Below are 17,559 nucleotides of genomic sequence, written 5' to 3' on the forward strand. Positions count from 1 at the left end.
CAGGGAGCATCCATGGACGATACCGCCCGTTATACGACGGCGAATCTGCCGGTGCATTTACTGCGGTGCCTCGCGGAGACAAGCAAGGAACTGGGCATCGATCCCGTGCGGCTGTGCCTCGGGCTCGGCTTCGACGTGGCCGACCTGTCGAATCCGTCGTGCAGGATCTCGTTGCGCCAGGCGAGCACGATGATCCGGCGTGCGCTCGAAATGGCGCCGCGGCGCGCGCTCGGCCTCGAACTCGGCACGAGCGAGACGATCGCGTCGATCGGGCTGGTCGGCTATGCGATGCTGACGAGCCCCACGCTGAAGGACGCGATCACGGTCGGCCTCGAGTTGCAGCGCCACACGGGGCCGCTGATGCGCTTCGACCTCGTGTCGGACGCGCGCACGCTGTCGATCCGCGCGACCAACGTCTTTCTCGAACCGGATATCGAGGCGTTCCTCGTCGAGGAAGCGTTCGGCAGCTTCATGAAGATCGGGCGTTCGCTCGTCGGCCCGACGTTCCAGCCGAAGGTGATCGACCTCAGCTACCCGCCGCCCGCGTACGCGGAGCAGTACGCTCGCGTGTTCCAGTGCCCGGTGCGCTTCGAGCAGGAGCAGAACCTGCTGTCATGCGACGCGTCGCTCGGCAACCGCGCGATCGCGACGCACGATCCGCTCGCGCATCGCCAGGTGCTCGAATTCCTGCAGGACGCACTGCCGCCCGAATCCGAAGGCACCGAGTTCCTCGAATCGATCGAACGGATCATGCGGCGCGACCTGCGGCATACGCCATCGCTCGCCGAGATCGCCGCGCAGTTGTGCATGAGCGAGCGTACGCTGAGGCGGCGGCTCGCCGACCAGGGCGTGTCGTATCAAACGGTGATCGACACGATCCGCCGCAAGCGCGCATTTACGCTGCTGAGCAACCCGCGGCTGTCGATCGAGGATGTTGCGCACGAAGTCGGGTTCAGCGACGCGCACAACTTCCGCCGCGCGTTCAAGCGCTGGACGGGGCATGGGCCGCGCGAGGGGCAGCGCACGGCGTAGTAGCCCCGCCGCACGGCTGCCATGACGTTACGCCGCGCCCGCCAGCGAACGATCGAGCGCGACGAGCGTCTGGTACAGCACGCGCGTGCCGTCGAGTAGTTGCTGCGGCTCGATCCATTCCTCCGGGCAATGGCTGCGGCCGCCCAGGCACGGAATGAAGATCATCCCGATCGGCCCGGTCGGCGCGACGTACACGGCGTCGTGCCCCGCGCCGCTCGGCAGCCGCATGCTCGGATAGCCGAGCTGCGTGGCCGCCTGCTCGACCGCGTCCATCACGAGCGGCTGGCAGTCGGTCGGGCGCGCACGACTCACGTGCTCGGCGCTTGCACTCAAGCGCAACGCATCGAGGCGTGCGGCCGCACCGGCCAGCAGCGCCTCGGGGAAAGCCTCGAGCACCGCGTCGCTGTCGCTGCGCACTTCCAGCATCAGCTCGACATGGCCCGGCACCGCGTTCGGCACGTTCGGCGTCATCGCGATCCGCCCGATCGTCGCCACCACGTAATGCGGGTTGCCCGACAGTGCCGACGCGCGCGCGTGCGCGGCCTCGATCAGGTGCGCGGCGCCGACGAGCGCGTCGCGGCGGATATCCATCGGCGTCGTACCCGCATGATCGGGCTGGCCGGTCACGGTGATCAGCACGCGCCGGATGCCGACGATGTTGGTCACGACGCCGATCGGCAAGCCGCGCGTTTCGAGTACGGGGCCCTGTTCGATATGCAGCTCGACGAACGCTGCCGTGCTGCCCGGCGCGCGCAGCGGCTCGTGCAGCGCATCCGGGTTGCCGCCGATGCGGCGCAATGCTTCCGCCAGCGTTTCGCCTTCGGCGTTCGTCGCGCGCAGCATGCCCGCGTCGAGCACGCCCGACAATGCACGGCTGCCGACGCACGAGATGCCGTAATCGCTCGGCTCCTCTGACAGGAAGTCGATCACCTCGAACGGATGGTCGAGCACGATCCCCTGCTCGTTCAGCGTATGCGCGACCTCGATGCCCGCGAGCACGCCGATGATGCCGTCGAAGCGGCCGCCGCCGACCACCGTGTCGCAGTGCGACCCCGTGACGAGCGGCTTCGTGCAGCGGCCGCTGCCTTCGCGGCGGCCGATCAGGTTGCCGCCCGCGTCCATCGACACCGCGAGCCCGGCTTCGGCGAATTGCGCGGCAAGCCATGCACGCGCCTCCGTGAAGAGCGGCGAGAACGCGCGGCGCGTCCACGGAACGTCGGGCCGCGTGAAGCGCGCCAGTTGCTCGACGCGCGCGTTCAGGCGTTCGGCGTTCAGCGGCGGGAAAGGGAAAGCCGTCGGGTTCATGCCTGCTCCTGTTGCGTGGCGATCGACCGGCTGCCGTGCGGCTTCAGGAAGCGGCCCGAGCCTGCCGTGTTGACGATGCGCTCGCCGTCGTACACGAGCGCGCCGCGACAGTAGGTGGCGGCGACGCGCACCGTGAATTCCATCCCTTCGAATGCGCTCCACTGCACGGCCGACAGGCTTCGCGCCGGATCGAACGCGTAGCGTTCCGGCGTGAGGATCACGAAATCCGCATCGGCGCCGACGTCGAGCGAGCCCTTGCGATCGTCGAGCAGGAAGTGCCGCGCAGGATTCGTCGCCAGCAGTTCGGCCACGCGCGTCGGCGCGATCCCATGCTGTTCGCAACCGGTCCAGAATGCCGGCAGCAACGTTTCGAGCCCCGGGCCGCCCGATGCATTGCGGAACACGTTCGGGTCACCCTTGCGTTCGAGCCCCCAGCTCACGTGATCCGACGACACGAACGTGCATTCGCCGCGCGCGATGTGCGTCCACAGCAGGTCCTGCTCGGCGCGCGGCCGGATCGGCGGGTAATGCTTGGTTTTCGCGCCGAAGCGCTTCGTATGCGTCTCGTGATCGAGCATCAGGTACTGCACGCAGGTCTCGATACTGGCGCGATGGCCGGCCTGCCGGAACATGTTGCACAGCGCGAAGCCGCGCGACGTCGACACATGCACGGCGTGCGCACGGGCGCCCGTCTCCGCGCCGATCTCGTAGATCAACGCGGTCGCGAGGTTCTCGATCAGCGGCGGATGCGCGCGCAGGAACGCGTCCCAGCCCGTGTCGCCTGCCTCGATCATCCGCGCGACGTTCTTGCGCGTCATGTCCTGCATCTGGTTGTGCACGCCGCATGCGAGGCCCGACGGCGCGATCAGCCGGAACGCGTCGTACAGCACGTCCTCTTCCACGCGCGGGAACCGGCCGGGCGTCGCCTCGAACGTCGAGAACTTGAACGCGCACACGCCGCCGTCGATCAGCCCGGCCGCCGCTTCGAGGCCGTGCTTCGCGTTGAGCGTGCCGTACAGCGCGACGTCGACGTGGCAGTCGCGCCCGGCTTCCGCGATCTTGCGGTCGAGCTGCGCACGCGACGCGACCGGTTCCGGATCGTCGTACGGCATGTCGACCATCACCGTCACGCCACCCGCGGCGGCGGCACGCGACGCGTGACCGAGCCCCTCCTGGTTGGCCTGGCTGGCCGCATGCACCTGCCCGTCGACGACGCCCGGCAGCACCCACTGCCCGCGCGCATCGATCGTGTCGCGCGCCGCCGGCGGCACGCCCGCGCCGCGCGCGGCGATCCGTCCGCCCCGGATCGCAAGCCAGCCGTCGTCGACCACCTCGCGCGCATCGACCAGCCGGCCGCGCACTACCTGCTCGAATTCGCTCATCTTCGCCTCCTGCTTTTTTGATCACGAGCAGTTTAGGCAGCGCTCTGCCAGAATGTCTCATGCCGATTTATCGCCCCCACATAACATGGAGTTAAGGCTGTGCGTCTGAACCTGCGCCAGATCGAGGTGTTTCGCGCCATCATGCTGACCGGCTCGATCAGCGGGGCCGCGAAGCTGCTGCACGTATCGCAGCCGGCCGTCTCGCGGCTCATTTCGTATGCCGAACAACGGCTCGGCCTCGCGCTGTTCGAGCGCATCAAGGGGCGGCTCTACCCGACACCGGAGGCGCAGCGGCTGTTCGTCGAAGTGAACGCGGTGTACCAGAGCGTGCAGCGCGTCAACGAAATCGCGGAAGACCTGATCGAGAACCGGATGGGCCACTTGCGCATCGCGTGCAGCCCCAATCTCGGGCAATCGCTGCTGCCGCGCGCGATCGCGGCGTTCTACGAGCGCTTTCCCGACGTGCGCATCATCCTGCACACGATGATCCCGAGCGTGCTGCTGCAAGCGGTGCTCACGCAGCAGGTCGAGCTCGGCATCGCGTTCCTGCAGGACACGCACCCGAACGTCGAGAGCCAGCCGCTCTATGAAAACCGGATGGTCGCGGCCGTGCCCGCATCGCACCCGTTCGCGCGCCGCAAGACGCTGGCGGTGCGCGATCTCGCGAACCAGCCGCTGATCGGCTATGGCAGCGACATTCCGCTCGGGCAGCTGGTGCGGCGGCTGTTCAGCGACGAAGGGCTCGTGCCGCAGGTCAAGATCGAGGTGCAGCAGGCGCACGTCGCATGCGCGCTCGCGCAGGCCGGCACCGGCATCGCGCTGATCGACGAACTGACGGTCGCGGGGCCGGTGTGGCCGCAGATCGTCGTGAAGCCGATCGTGCCGACCATTTCCGCGCCGGTCAGCGTGCTGCACCCCGTACTCGCACCGCTGTCGCGGCTCGCGCACGAGTTCATCGACACACTTCATACGCTATCCGCGAACGCATGAATTCCGGCGCCGAAACGCGCTGAAATCGTTGTCCAGCCTGCGTTTCGCCGTCGCGCCGCCAGCCGCCGATCGCGGCGCCGGCAGCCCGTCGCTCGGGCGTCACCGGGATTACCCTACGCTTAACATCGCGTTATGAAGTCTCCATAAAATAGCAATAACGCTCAATATTCGGCGTCCCTAGAATCGTTTGGACAGTACCGCCACACAAGGCTTTCCGGCCGGCGCGTACAGCCCTTTTTCCCTCTCAGGACAAACGACACATGGGACGCATTCTGTCTTCGAAGGACGTCGAAGCCGCCGTCAAGGGCGGTTCGGTTTTCGCATGCGGTGGCGGCGGCTGGGCCGACCACGGCCGTGAACTCGGCACGCTCGCGGTCACGATCGGCCGCCCCGAACTGGTGAGCATCGACGAGTTGCCGGACGACGCATGGATCGCCACGGCTGCCGCGATCGGCGCGCCGGGCGGCCTCACCGACTGGCAAATGCTCGGCGCCGACTACGTGAAGGCCGCGCAGCTCGTCCAGGACGCGCTCGGCGAGCCGCTCGCGGGGCTCATCATCGGGCAGAACGGGATGTCGAGCACGCTGAACGCATGGCTGCCGTCCGCGCTGCTCGGCACCAAGGTGGTCGACGCGGTGGGCGACATCCGTGCGCATCCGACCGGTGACATGGGCTCGCTCGGCCTCGCATCGAGCACCGCGCCGATGATCCAGGCGGCGGCCGGCGGCAACCGCGCCCAGCATGCGTACATGGAAGTGATCGTGCGCGGCGCGACCGCGCGGGTGTCGCCGGTGCTGCGCAAGGCGGCCGACATGGCCGGCGGCTTCATCGCGAGCTGCCGCAACCCGATTCGCGCATCGTATGTGCGCCAGCACGCGGCGCTCGGCGGCATCAGCCGCGCGCTCGCACTCGGCGAAGCGATCATCGACGCCGAGCGACGTGGCGGCAGCGCGGTGATCGATGCGATCTGCGCAACCACGCACGGCGAGATCATCGCGAGCGGCAAGGTCGAGCGCAACACGCTCGAATACACGCGCGAAGCGTTCGACGTCGGCCTCGTCTACCTCGGCAGCGGCGCGCAGCGCGCGGTCATTCACGTAATGAACGAACACATGGCGGTGGACGACGCACACGGCGAACGGATCGCGACCTACCCGGACGTGATCACGACGCTCGATGCCGAAGGCCGCCCCGTCAGCGCCGGACAGTTGAAGGAAGGGATGGAGATCCACGTGCTGCGCGTGGCGAAGGCGCACATTCCGCTGTCGTCGTCGGTATTCGATCCGGCCGTGTATCCGCCGGTCGAAGCCGCGCTCGGCATCTCGATCGCCGACTATGCGCTCGCGCGCTGAACGGAGGGCGACACCATGACCCGCACCTTCGAAGTCACGTCCGGCAACACGCTGCGCTGCAAGGGCTGGCGCCAGGAAGCGCTGCTGCGCCTGCTCGAGAACGTGCTCGCCGTCGGCGAGGACCCCGAACAATTGATCGTCTACGCGGCGCTCGGCCGCGCGGCGCGCGACTGGCCGTCGCACGACGCGATCGTGCACACGCTGAAGACGATGGACGAGGACCACACGCTCGTCGTCCAGTCCGGCAAGCCCGTCGCGCTGCTGCGCACGCATGCGAGCGCGCCGCTCGTCGTGATGGCGAACTGCAACCTGATCGGCCAGTGGGCGAAAGCCGAACACTTCTACGAACTGGAGCGGCGCAACCTGATCTGCTGGGGAGGCCTGACGGCCGGCGACTGGCAGTACATCGGCTCGCAGGGCGTGATCCAGGGCACGTATGAAATCTTCTCGCGCATCGCCGAGCGCCATTTCGACAACGACCTGCGCGGCCGCTTCATCCTGACCGCCGGCCTCGGCGGGATGGGTGGCGCGCAACCGCTCGCGGGCCGGATGGCGAACGCGGCGACACTCGTCGTCGAGATCGACCAGTCGCGCATCGACAAGCGGCTGCAGATCGGCTTCCTCGAACGGCAGGCGCGCGATCTCGACGAGGCGCTCGCGCTGATCCGCGACGCGCAGGCGCGGCGCGAGCCGATCTCGGTCGGCCTGCTCGGCAACGCGGCCGACGTGTTCCCGGCGATCCTCGCACGCGGCGTCGTGCCCGACATCGTCACCGACCAGACGGCCGCGCACGATCTCGTCTACGGCTACGTGCCGTCGGGCTTCACGCTCGACGAAGTGCGCGCGCTGCGCGAGCGCGACCGCACGAAGCTGATGGATGCGAGCCGCGCGTCGATCGTGCGGCACGTCGAGGCGATGCTGGGCTTCAAGGATCGCGGCGCGATCGTGTTCGACAACGGCAACCTGATCCGCACGCATGCGAAGGACGGCGGCGTCGCGCGCGCGTTCGAGATCCCGGTGTTCACCGAGGCATTCCTGCGCCCGCTGTTCTGCCGCGCGATCGGCCCGTTCCGCTGGATCGCGCTGTCGAACGACCCGAACGACATCCGCATCATCGACGACTACCTGCTCGAACACTTTCCGGACAACCGGATCGTCACGAACTGGATCCAGCGCGCCCGCGAATGCGTGCCGTTCGAAGGGCTGCCGGCGCGCATCGCATGGCTCGGCCACGGCGAGCGCACGCGGCTCGCGCTTGCGGTCAACGCGATGGTGCGCGACGGCGTGCTGGCCGGTCCGGTCGCGTTCACGCGCGACCACCTCGATGCCGGTGCGATGGCGCACCCGAACATCATGACCGAGAACCTGCGCGACGGCTCCGACGCGGTGGCCGACTGGCCGCTGCTGAACGCGATGATGAGCTGCTCGTCGATGGCCGATCTCGTCGCGATTCATTCGGGCGGCGGCGGCTACAGCGGCTACATGACGAGCGCGGGCGTCACCGTCGTGGCCGACGGCAGCGCGGCGGCGAACGAGCGGCTCACGCTGTCGATGACCAACGACACAGCGCTCGGCGTGATCCGCTACGCGGATGCCGGCTACGAAGAAGCGCTCGACGAAGCGCAACGCAAGCAGATTCCGCACATCCGGCTGTAACGGCCGGCTCGCACGACGACAAGACAGGAGATCGAAGTGAAGCAAACCGCGGTTCCCCTCGACACGGCCACGGCCGTGTCGCCCTCCGCCTCGCGTGCCGGGCGCGCAATCGCCGCGGCATCGATCGGCAATGCGCTGGAGTGGTACGACTTTTCCGTCTACGCGTTTTTTGCCGTGTACATCGCGCAGAACTTCTTCCATCGTGGCAACACCGGCACCGAGCTGGTCGAGGCGTTCATGGCGTTCGGGATCGGCTTCATCGCGCGGCCGCTCGGCGCGCTCGCGATCGGCGTGTACGGCGATCGCGCCGGCCGCAAGGCCGCGCTGACGCTGACCATCCTCGTGATGGCGGCCGGCACCGGCATCATCGCGTTCGCGCCGCCGTTCACCGCGATCGGCATCGGCGCGCCGCTGCTGATCCTGTGCGGCCGGCTGCTGCAGGGCTTCTCGGCCGGCGGCGAAGTGGGCGGCGCCGCGGCGTTCCTGATCGAGCACGCGCCCGCGGACAAGAAAGGCCGCTACGCATCGTGGCTGCAGGCGAGCATGGCCGCATCGAACATCCTCGGCGCGCTGGTCGCCACCGCCGTGACGCTCACGCTGTCACATGAACAGATCGGCGACTGGGGCTGGCGGATTCCGTTCATCCTCGGTCTCGCGATCGCGCCGGTCGGCCTGTGGCTGCGCAAGACGCTCGACGAAACGCCGCATTTCCGCGCGGAAATGGCACGCGCCGCGCACGCACCGGCCGAGCGCAAGACGCCGCTGCTGCAGGTCGTGCGCGACTACCCGCGCGCGCTCGTGGTCGGCACCGGGTTCTCGGTGCTGTGGGCCGTGTGCGTGTATGCGCTGGTGATCTACATGCCGACGCACGTACAGCGCGCGCTGCATTTCGACGGGCGCGATGCGTTCATCGCGTCGCTGGTCGGCAACTGCCTGATGGCCGTCACCTGCGTGTGCGCCGGAAGCTGGTCGGATCGCTTCGGGCGGCGCAAGGTGCTGACGGCCGGCGCGACGTTGATGCTCGTGTCGGTGTATCCGCTGCTGCACTGGCTCGCCGACGTACACACGCTCGCCGCGCTGATCGTCGTGCAAAGCGCGTTCTGCGTGATGGTCGCGATCTTCACGGGTGTCGCGCCCGCCGCGCTGTCGGAACTGTTCCCGACCCGCGTGCGTGCGACCGGCATGTCGCTGTCCTACAACATCGCCACGACGATCTTCGGCGGCTTCGCACCGGCGATCCTCGCGTGGCTCACGCAACGATCGGGCAACCCGTTCGCGCCTGCCTGGTATGTGATGGTCGCGAGCGTCATCGCGCTCGTGTCGATCGCCGCGCTGTCTTCCACGTCACGTCACGCCTGAATTCGGAGAACTGATTCATGCAACGCTTCCTCATGCGGAGCGCGGTCGCGCTCGCGCTTTTCGCCGCCGTCCCGGCCTTTGCGGACGTCACGCTCGACGGCCGGTCCGCCACACCCGAATCGATCGCCCGCATCGCCGACGGCGAAGCCGTGTCGATCGCACCGACCGCCCGCCAGCGCGTGGTCGCCGCGCACGACGTGCTGCTGAAGGCCGCCGCGGCCGGCCAGCAGATCTACGGGCTGACGGTCGGCGTCGGCCTCAACAAGGACCGCGAGATGGTCGATGCGCACGGCAAGCTGTCGCAGGAAGTCGTCGACGCATCGACGCGCTTCAACATCGGGCTGATCCACGCGCACTCGGGCAGCGTCGGCCCCGACATGAGCGTACGCGTGGCGCGCGCCGCGATGGCCGCCCGCCTGAACGCGATGCTCGACGGCGGCGCCGGCGTGCAGCCGGCGATCGTCGACGCGTACGCGCAGTTCCTCAATCGCGGCGTCACGCCCGCGATGCCGGCGGACGGTTCGATCGGCGAAGCCGACATCACGATCCTGAGCCATGTCGGCCTCGCGATGCTCGGCGAAGGCGACGTGTACTACCAGGGCCGCAAGGTCGCGGCCGCCGACGCGCTGAAGTCGACCGGCATCGCGACGATCCGCCCGTACGGCAAGGACGCACTCGCGATCCTCAGCTCCAACGCGTATTCGGCCGGCATGGGTGCGCTGGCGCTCACCGACATGGCGCGGCTCGCGCAGGTGTCGAAGGTCGTGTTCGCGCTGAGCCTGCAGGGGCTGAACGGCAACGTGTCGCCGTTCCGCGAGGACACGCTCGCGCTGCGGCCGTTCCCGGCGACGCTGCGCGCCGGCGCCACGCTGCGCACGCTGCTCGCGGGCAGCAGCTTGTGGAACAAGGACCCGGAGCGGCCGCTGCAGGATCCGCTCAGCTTCCGCTCCGGCGTCTACCTGCTCGGCGAAGAAGATCGCACCTATGACGAGGCGCGTGCGTTGCTGCAGGTACAGCTCAATTCGAGCGACGACAATCCGGGTGTCGCGGTCGGCGTCACGCCGAAGTCGAGCCGCGCACAGGATGCGGCCGGCTACGTCGACGGCGGTGGCGCGGTGCTGCCGAGCGCGAACTTCGAGCCGCTGCCGTGGGTACTCGTGTTCGAGCAGCTCGGGCTCGCGCTCGGCCACAACGCACTCGCGTCCGCGCAACGCATCGTCAAGCTGAACGACCCGCACCTCACCGGCCTCTCGCGCTTCCTCGGCACCGAGGACACCGTGCATGCGTTCGGCGCGATGGAGAAGCCGCCGACCGCGCTCGCGATGACGGTGAAGTCGCTCGCGATGCCCGTGTCGCTCGACTACCTGCCCGTTGCGGGCGGCATCGAGGACATCGCGACGAACGCGCCCGACGTCGTGCAGCGCGTGCAGAAGCAAATCGACGCGAGCTACACGCTGCTCGGCCTCGAACTGATCGAGGCATCGCAGGCGATCGACCTGCGCCAGCGCAAGCAGCCGTCGTTCACGCTCGCGCCGGCCACGCAGCCGCTGTACCGCGCACTGCGTACCAAGGTCGACTTCCTCCAGCGCGACCGCCCGCTCACGCCCGATTTCAGGGCCGCCGATGCGCTGCTGCGCACGTATCGCGACTGAGCGGCGCACCGCCCTTTCTTCGTTTCACCCGTCGGCTGTCCCACCCGCCGCCGCGATCGACGTCCGATCGCGGTGCGGGACCCGAAGGTCCGTTCGTATAGCACCGCCGCTCGCCGTCTTTCAACCATTCCGCACCGGAACATCATCATGAAAAGAATCCTGTTCGCGCTGCCGCTCGCCGCGGCCGCTACCGCTCACGCGCAAAGCAGTGTCACGCTGTACGGCATCGTCGAGGACGGCGTCGACTACGTGTCGAACGTGCAGGGCAAGCATCTCGTGCAGCTCGCGTCCGGCGTGACGGCCGGCAGCCGCTGGGGCGTGCGCGGCACCGAGGATCTCGGCGGCGGCCTCAGCGCGATCTTCCGGCTCGAAAGCGGCTTCGACCTCAACTCCGGCCGCCTCGGCAGCGGGCTCGCGTTCTCGCGCAACGCATACGTCGGCCTGAACGACACGAAGCTCGGCACGCTCACGCTCGGCCGCCAGTGGGATTCGATCGTCGACTACGTCGAGCCGTTCACGCTGAACGGCAACATCGGCGGCTACTACTTCGCGCACCCGAACGACATGGACAACACCGACAACGGCTTTCCGATCTCGAATGCGGTCAAGTACCGCAGCCCGACGATCGCGGGCATCACGTTCGGCGGCCTCTATGCGTTCGGCGGGCAGCCCGGCCGCTTCTCCGACAATGCGACGTTCAGCGTCGGCGCGAGCTACGCGGCGGGCCCGGTCGGCTTCGGCATCGGCTATCTGCGGATCAACAACCCGGGCGTGTCGACGCAGGGCTACCAGAATTATCCGGGCTTCACGAACGCGATCTACGGCAACTACCTCGATGCGGCGCGCGCGCAGAAGGTGTTCGGCGTAGGCGCGTCGTATCAGGTCGTGCAGTGGCTCAAGGTGCTCGCCGACTTCACGAACACGAACTTCCAGCAAGGCAGCGCGGGGCACGACGCGACGTTCCAGAACTACGAGCTGTCGACGCTCGTCACGCCGACGCCGGCCGTGACGGTCGGCGCCGGCTACACGTACACGACGGGCCGCGACCACGCGACGAACGCCGAACCGAAGTATCACCAGTTCAACCTGAGCGTCGAGTACGCGTTGTCCAAGCGCACGAGCGTCTACGTGATGGGTGCGTTCCAGAAGGCGGCCGGCGACGCGCCGGTCGCGCAGATCGCGGGCTTCAATCCGTCGAGCAACCAGAAGCAGGCCGTCGGTCGTGCGGGTATCCGCCACGTATTCTGACGCGCCGTTCGACGGGTGCCGCCGCGCACCCGTCCGGCCTTTCTTCCTTCACGCCATTCAATCAGTATGCCTATTCATTTGATCCGGGGCGCCGGCAGGCGCCACCGGCTGCTGTCGACCCTCGGCGCATCGCTGATCGCCTGTACGATCGCCGACGACGCCACGGCCCAGTCGTCCGTCTCGCTGTACGGGCTGGCCGACGTCTATGTCGGCACGCAAAAGAGCCTCGGCAAGCCGCGCGCGTATGCCATGAATTCGGGCGGCTTCACGACGAGCTTCTGGGGAATCGGTGGCCGCGAGGATCTCGGCGGCGGCTACGCGCTGCAGTTCGCGCTCGAAGCGTTCATGCGCCCGTCGAACGGCGGCGCCGGCCGCTTCAGCGGCGATACGTTCTTCGGGCGCAACGCGTATGTCGGCGTCGCGGCGCCGTACGGCGTGCTGCGCGCGGGGCGCAACACGACGCCGTATTACGTCTCGGTCGTGCGCTTCAACCCGTTCTCGACGTCGTTCGGCTTTTCGCCGGCACTGAACCAGATGTACAAGGGCGTATCGGGGCAAGGCCTCGTCGGCGACAACGGCTGGAGCAATTCGGTGCTGGTTTCGACGCCCGGCGAGCACGCGCTGCAGGCGAGCCTGATCTATGCGACCGGCAACGCGCCCGGCCACGCGGGCGCGAACCAGTGGGGCGGCAGCGTCACCTACGACGGGCGCCGCGCGTTCAGCGCGACGCTCGCGTTCCAGCAGGCGAAATTCGACCGGACGCCAGGCGACCTGAACGCCGCCATCACCGGCTTCACGCAGCAGGACGCCGTGCTGGCCGGCGTCGGCTACGACCTGAAGGTCGTGAAATTCACCGCGTTCTATCAGTACGTGCACGATGCGATCGACGGCGGCGGGCTCGGCACGCACAGCGCACAGGTGGGCGCAGCGGTGCCGATCGGCTTCGGCACGGTGCTCGCGTCGGTGATGGCCGCGAAGAGCCACGGGCGCGACCGCCCGTCGAGAACGACCTGGGCGCTCGGCTACGACTACCGGCTGTCGAAACGGACCGACGTGTACGTGGCCTACATGCGTGACCGTGCGAGCGGCTACGGCAATGGCGACTCGGCCGGGCTCGGGCTGCGCACGGCGTTCTGAACCCGCGCGTGGTGTGCGCTTACGCGTCGACTTCCGCGTGCAGCAGCAACACCGCGTCGCGCTTCTCCAGCAAGTGCCGCCGCAGGATCGCCGCGAGCGCCTTGCCGTCGCGCGCCTCCAGCGCCTTGATCATCTCCTCGTGATCGTGCACCGCGCGATCCCACTTCTCGACGTGCTGGTTCGAGCGGAACCGCATCGACATGATCCGGCGGTTGATCGCCTGGTACGTGCCGCGCAGCGCCGAATTGCGCGCGGCCTCGTTGATGCGGTCGTGGATTTCCTGGTTGCGGCTGTAGTAGCCGGGCAGATCGTTCTGCATCCGGCACGCGAGCATCGAGTAATGCAGCGCCTTGATCTCCGCGAGTTCGGCCGGCGTGATGCGCTCGCAGGCCAGCTCGCCTGAAAACGCCTCCAGCCCCGACATCAGCTCGAACGTCTCGCGGATCTCCGATTCGCTCATCCGGTACACGCTCGCGCCGCGGTTCGGCGACAGCACCAGCAGCCCCTCGGACGCCAGCACCTTGAACGCCTCGCGCAGCGGCGTACGCGAAATGCCGAGCGTCTCGCACAGCTCGCGCTCGTTCAGCCGCATGCCGGGCGTCAGCACGCCTTCGACGATGAACTTGCGCAGGTGCTCGACGACCGTGTCGTGCAGCCGTTGCCGCTCCAGTTTCGGCAATGCCGGCGCGCCGCCGGTTTGCTCCAGATCATTCAAATCTTGCATGCAAAGTCCTTCCCTCTTGCTTCCCGCGATTCTACTGCAACTCGCCCGACCCGAATATCGCCACGCCAATATCGGGTAAACACCGGCATTTTCGGCTAAATCGGCGCTTGGTTCAGCCGCGATCTGTCTGCTAAAGTATTTTGCATGCAAAATTCAAAATGCAACCAAGGAGACAGAACGACCATGCTGCAACTCGACTTTCACCCGTCCGGCCGCCACTTCCTGCAGATTCCGGGGCCGAGCCCGGTGCCCGACCGCATCCTGCGGGCGATGAGCTACCCGACCATCGACCACCGTGGCCCCGAATTCGGCGCGCTCGGCCTGAAGGTGCTGGCCGGCATCAAGAAGATCTTCAAGACCACCCAGCCGGTGGTCATCTACCCGGCGTCGGGCACCGGCGCATGGGAAGCCGCGCTGACCAACACGCTGAGCGCCGGCGACACCGTGCTGATGGTCGAGACCGGCCACTTCGCGACGCTGTGGAAGAAGATGGCCGAGGCGCTCGGCCTGAAGCCCGAATTCCTCGGGCTGCCGGGCATCGAGGGCTGGCGCCGCGGCGTGCAGCCCGACATGATCGAAGCGCGCCTGCGCGCCGACACAGCGCACGACATCAAGGCCGTGTGCGTGGTGCACAACGAGACGTCCACCGGCGTCACGTCCGACATCGCCGCGGTGCGTCGCGCGATCGACGCGGCCGGCCACCCGGCGCTGCTGATGGTCGACACGATCTCGGGGCTCGCGTCCGCCGACTACCGCCATGACGAATGGGGCGTCGACGTGACGGTGTCGGGTTCGCAGAAGGGGTTGATGCTGCCGCCCGGCATCAGCTTCAACGCGGTGTCGCCGAAGGCGCTCGCGGCGAGCGAGCACGCGAAGCTGCCGCGCGCGTTCTGGGGCTGGCACGAGATCATCGAGGCGAACAAGAACGGCTACTGGCCGTACACGCCGAACACCAACCTGCTGTACGGGCTCGCCGAAGCGCTCGACATGATCCTCGGCGAAGGGCTCGACAACGTGTTCGCGCGCCACCAGCGGCTCGCGGAAGCGACGCGCCGCGCGGTGCGCGCATGGGGCCTCGAGATCCAGTGCGCGGACCCGGCCGTCTACAGCCCCGTGCTGACCGGCGTGATGATGCCCGACGGCGTCGACGCTGACGCCGTGCGCAAGCTGATCTACGAACGCTTCGACATGTCGCTCGGGCAAGCGCTCGGCAAGATGCGCGGCCGCATGTTCCGCATCGGCCATCTCGGCGACTGCAACGACCTCACGCTGATGGCCACGCTCGCCGGTTGCGAGATGGGATTGAAACTCGCCGGCGTGCCGGTTGCCGCGAGCGGCGTGGTCGCGGCGATGGACTATCTCGCGTCGAACACCCACACGCCCGCGCTGCGCGCGGCGGCCTGACCGCGGACGGCGGCGCGCGCGATCTCGGTGCACCGCCTGACGCACCCGCTCCCCTTCACGGGCGGCCGCACGCGGTCGTCACGACGCACACCGTCCGCTGCCGACGCGCGCCCGCCCCCCGCTTCATCAGCACGACCCGCCCAGATGCCGGCCTCGACGCCGGCACGGGCAGCAAGCCAGACAACATTCAGGAGACGCAACATGAAGCTGTTCCGAGCGACCGGCATCGTGCTGGTGATGCTATGCGTGATGTACTTCATCACGTACCTCGACCGCGTGAACGTGAGCACGGCTGCCGCCGGGTTCGGCCGGGAATTCGGGCTGAACAAGACGGAGATCGGCCTCGTGTTCTCCGCGTTCGCGTATCCGTATCTCGTGTTCCAGATCATCGGCGGCTGGGTCAGCGACCGCTTCGGCGCGCGCCGCACGCTGCTCGCGTGCGGGCTGCTGTGGGCCGTGGCGACACTGCTCACCGGGATGGCCGGCGGCCTCGCGTCGCTGCTCGCCGCGCGCCTGCTGCTCGGGCTCGGCGAAGGCGCGACGTTCCCTGCGGCCACGTCGGCGATGTCGCGCTGGGTGCCGCGCGAGAAACGCGGCTTCGCACAGGGCATCACGCACGCGTTCTCGCGCGTCGGCAACGCGGTCGCGCCGGCCGCCGTCGTCGCGGTGATGGCCGTGTACGGGTGGCGCGAATCGTTCTACATCTGCGGCGTGATCAGCATCGTGTGGGTCGCGGTCTGGGCGCTCGTCTACACCGAGCATCCGAAGGATCACCCACGCATCACCCAGGCCGAACTCGATGCGCTGCCGCCGCCCAAACAGAAGCCCGCCACCGTGCCGTGGGGCCCGCTGTTCCGCCGGATGATGCCCGTCACGATCGTCTACTTCTGCTACGGCTGGACGCTGTGGCTGTTCCTGAGCTGGATTCCGCAGTACTTCCTGCACAGCTACGACCTCGACCTGAAGAAATCGGCCGTGTTTGCATCCGCGGTGTTCTTCGCGGGCGTGATCGGCGACACCCTCGGCGGCATCGTCACCGACCGCATCTATGCGCGTACCGGCAGCCTCAAGCGCGCACGCAGCTGGATGGTGTCGATCTGCATGCTGCTCACGCTGCTGGCGCTGTTGCCGCTGCTGTTCATGCACGACCTGTACGTGTCGATGGCGTGCCTCGCGGCCGGCTTCTTCTTCGCCGAAATGACGATCGGCCCGATGTGGGCCGTGCCGATGGACATCGCGCCGGAATACTCGGGCACCGCGAGCGGGATGATGAATTCCGGCTCCGCGCTCGCGGCGATCCTGTCGCCCGTGATCTCCGGCTTCGTGATCGACCGCTTCGGCAGCTGGGAGCTGCCGTTCATCGGCAGCATGGTGCTGATGGGCGTGGGCGTGCTGCTCGCGTTCCGCATGCAGCCGGACAGCCGCTTCGCCGATGCGCCTGCAGAACAGCCCGCAACCCACCGCTCGCCGGCCTGATGCCAACGGGGCGCTGCTAGCGGCGTCCCCCCACTTTTTCATACCGCAAACCATGACCCAAGCTACCCACGACCTCGCCGTCCGGCTCGCCGACGGCTGGCAACACGGCATCGCGTTCGCCGCGCTGCCTTCGGAACTCGTCCCCGCCGATGCCGACGCCGCCTATGCGGTGCAGGCGCAAGTACTCGCCGTGCGCGGCGCCGCGATCGGCGCGTGGAAGGTCGGCGCGAAGCAGCCCGATGGCCCGATCCAGGGCGCGCCGCTGCCGGACGACTGCCGCCATGCGAGCGGCGTCACGCTGCCGCGCGGCGCGTTCCGGCCGCTCGGCCTCGAACTGGAAATCGCGTTCCGCTTCGGCCGCGACTTCGCACCGCGTGCGACCGCCTATGCCGACGACGAAGTGTTCGACGGGATCGCTCAGATGGGCGCATCGATCGAGATCGTCGCGAGCCGCTTCCGCGAATGGCCGGACGTCGCGACGGCTGCGCAGCTCGCCGACCTGCAGAACCACGGCGCGCTCGTGCTCGGCGAGATGACCGGTTATCGCGCGGATTTCCCGTTCGTCGCGCCGGCCCCGATGTTCACATTCGACGGGCAGGACATCGCCGGTGCCGCATCGGGCACGAACCCCGCAGGCGACCCGCGCCGCCTGCTGCCGTGGCTCGTCAATCACGCTTCGCGGCGCGGCATCGTACTGCCGGCCGACACCGTCGTCACGACCGGCTCGTACACGGGGATGTATTTCCCGCAGGCCGTCGGCACGGCCGTCGGCCACATCGCCGGGCTGCCGCCCGTCAGCGTCACGCTCGCCTGATCCGCTTTCATCCAATACCGACCGCCGC

At 68.1% G+C, this 17,559-nt stretch carries 14 protein-coding genes; 11 read left to right on the forward strand and 3 right to left on the reverse strand.

Annotated features, from left to right (window positions below):
• The first annotated feature begins 12 nt into the window (after positions 1-12).
• Positions 13-1,032, forward strand: coding sequence for an AraC family transcriptional regulator (locus U5809_RS20645; protein WP_322087924.1), 1,020 nt, complete (start codon positions 13-15; stop codon positions 1,030-1,032).
• 27 nt (positions 1,033-1,059) lie between these two features.
• Here U5809_RS20645 and U5809_RS20650 read toward each other — a convergent pair whose 3' ends face one another.
• Positions 1,060-2,337: a Zn-dependent hydrolase gene (locus U5809_RS20650; protein ID WP_322087925.1), complete on the reverse strand. Its 1,278-nt coding sequence runs from the start codon at positions 2,335-2,337 to the stop codon at positions 1,060-1,062.
• Positions 2,334-3,719, reverse strand: a complete 1,386-nt coding sequence (locus tag U5809_RS20655) for a dihydroorotase (RefSeq protein WP_322087926.1) — start codon at positions 3,717-3,719, stop codon at positions 2,334-2,336. Before U5809_RS20655 ends, U5809_RS20650 begins: the two co-directional genes overlap by 4 nt.
• A gap of 99 nt (positions 3,720-3,818) precedes the next feature.
• Here U5809_RS20655 and U5809_RS20660 point away from each other — a divergent pair, with 99 nt between their 5' ends.
• From U5809_RS20660 to U5809_RS20690, 7 genes are all read left to right on the forward strand, one after another.
• Complete coding sequence (locus tag U5809_RS20660; RefSeq protein WP_176048700.1) at positions 3,819-4,709, forward strand: LysR family transcriptional regulator; 891 nt, start codon at positions 3,819-3,821, stop codon at positions 4,707-4,709.
• Positions 4,710-4,969: 260 nt separating this feature from the next.
• Positions 4,970-6,061, forward strand: a complete 1,092-nt coding sequence (locus U5809_RS20665; protein ID WP_322087927.1) for a DUF917 domain-containing protein — start codon at positions 4,970-4,972, stop codon at positions 6,059-6,061.
• Between the two features lie 15 nt (positions 6,062-6,076).
• Positions 6,077-7,717, forward strand: coding sequence for a urocanate hydratase (locus U5809_RS20670; protein ID WP_322087928.1), 1,641 nt, complete (start codon positions 6,077-6,079; stop codon positions 7,715-7,717).
• Positions 7,718-7,753: 36 nt separating this feature from the next.
• Positions 7,754-9,076: an MFS transporter gene (locus U5809_RS20675; RefSeq protein ID WP_322087929.1), complete on the forward strand. Its 1,323-nt coding sequence runs from the start codon at positions 7,754-7,756 to the stop codon at positions 9,074-9,076.
• Positions 9,077-9,093: 17 nt separating this feature from the next.
• A complete protein-coding gene (locus U5809_RS20680) occupies positions 9,094-10,728 on the forward strand; it encodes an aromatic amino acid ammonia-lyase (RefSeq protein WP_322087930.1) in 1,635 nt (544 codons plus the stop codon).
• Positions 10,729-10,875: 147 nt separating this feature from the next.
• A complete protein-coding gene (locus tag U5809_RS20685; RefSeq protein ID WP_176048705.1) occupies positions 10,876-11,976 on the forward strand; it encodes a porin in 1,101 nt (366 codons plus the stop codon).
• A 66-nt stretch (positions 11,977-12,042) separates the two neighbouring features.
• On the forward strand, positions 12,043-13,113 hold the full coding sequence (locus U5809_RS20690) for a porin (protein WP_322087931.1): 1,071 nt from the start codon (positions 12,043-12,045) through the stop codon (positions 13,111-13,113).
• A gap of 19 nt (positions 13,114-13,132) precedes the next feature.
• Here the strand turns inward: U5809_RS20690 and U5809_RS20695 are convergent, their stop codons facing one another.
• On the reverse strand, positions 13,133-13,837 hold the full coding sequence (locus U5809_RS20695; protein ID WP_322087932.1) for a GntR family transcriptional regulator: 705 nt from the start codon (positions 13,835-13,837) through the stop codon (positions 13,133-13,135).
• Between the two features lie 183 nt (positions 13,838-14,020).
• Here U5809_RS20695 and U5809_RS20700 point away from each other — a divergent pair, with 183 nt between their 5' ends.
• The 3 genes from U5809_RS20700 (at position 14,021) to U5809_RS20710 (ending at position 17,531) form a co-directional block, all read left to right on the forward strand.
• Positions 14,021-15,241 (forward strand): pyridoxal-phosphate-dependent aminotransferase family protein, encoded by a 1,221-nt coding sequence (locus U5809_RS20700; RefSeq protein WP_322087933.1) that lies wholly within the window; start codon positions 14,021-14,023, stop codon positions 15,239-15,241.
• Between the two features lie 201 nt (positions 15,242-15,442).
• On the forward strand, positions 15,443-16,717 hold the full coding sequence (locus U5809_RS20705) for an MFS transporter (RefSeq protein ID WP_322087934.1): 1,275 nt from the start codon (positions 15,443-15,445) through the stop codon (positions 16,715-16,717).
• Positions 16,718-16,769: 52 nt separating this feature from the next.
• Positions 16,770-17,531, forward strand: coding sequence for a 2-keto-4-pentenoate hydratase (locus U5809_RS20710; RefSeq protein WP_322087935.1), 762 nt, complete (start codon positions 16,770-16,772; stop codon positions 17,529-17,531).
• Positions 17,532-17,559 lie beyond the last annotated feature (28 nt).

Origin of the sequence: Burkholderia sp. BCC1999, from assembly GCF_905339975.1 — a bacterium.
GTDB lineage: Bacteria > Pseudomonadota > Gammaproteobacteria > Burkholderiales > Burkholderiaceae > Burkholderia.

What these genes read in the sequence shown, in the direction of transcription:
- U5809_RS20645 (WP_322087924.1), top strand. Translation starts at nt 13, where the DNA reads ATGGACGATACCGCCCGTTATACGACGGCGAATCTGCCGGTGCATTTA.
- U5809_RS20650 (WP_322087925.1), bottom strand. Translation starts at nt 2,337, where the DNA reads ATGAACCCGACGGCTTTCCCTTTCCCGCCGCTGAACGCCGAACGCCTG.
- U5809_RS20655 (WP_322087926.1), bottom strand. Translation starts at nt 3,719, where the DNA reads ATGAGCGAATTCGAGCAGGTAGTGCGCGGCCGGCTGGTCGATGCGCGC.
- U5809_RS20665 (WP_322087927.1), top strand. Translation starts at nt 4,970, where the DNA reads ATGGGACGCATTCTGTCTTCGAAGGACGTCGAAGCCGCCGTCAAGGGC.
- U5809_RS20670 (WP_322087928.1), top strand. Translation starts at nt 6,077, where the DNA reads ATGACCCGCACCTTCGAAGTCACGTCCGGCAACACGCTGCGCTGCAAG.
- U5809_RS20680 (WP_322087930.1), top strand. Translation starts at nt 9,094, where the DNA reads ATGCAACGCTTCCTCATGCGGAGCGCGGTCGCGCTCGCGCTTTTCGCC.
- U5809_RS20685 (WP_176048705.1), top strand. Translation starts at nt 10,876, where the DNA reads ATGAAAAGAATCCTGTTCGCGCTGCCGCTCGCCGCGGCCGCTACCGCT.
- U5809_RS20690 (WP_322087931.1), top strand. Translation starts at nt 12,043, where the DNA reads ATGCCTATTCATTTGATCCGGGGCGCCGGCAGGCGCCACCGGCTGCTG.
- U5809_RS20695 (WP_322087932.1), bottom strand. Translation starts at nt 13,837, where the DNA reads ATGCAAGATTTGAATGATCTGGAGCAAACCGGCGGCGCGCCGGCATTG.
- U5809_RS20700 (WP_322087933.1), top strand. Translation starts at nt 14,021, where the DNA reads ATGCTGCAACTCGACTTTCACCCGTCCGGCCGCCACTTCCTGCAGATT.
- U5809_RS20705 (WP_322087934.1), top strand. Translation starts at nt 15,443, where the DNA reads ATGAAGCTGTTCCGAGCGACCGGCATCGTGCTGGTGATGCTATGCGTG.
- U5809_RS20710 (WP_322087935.1), top strand. Translation starts at nt 16,770, where the DNA reads ATGACCCAAGCTACCCACGACCTCGCCGTCCGGCTCGCCGACGGCTGG.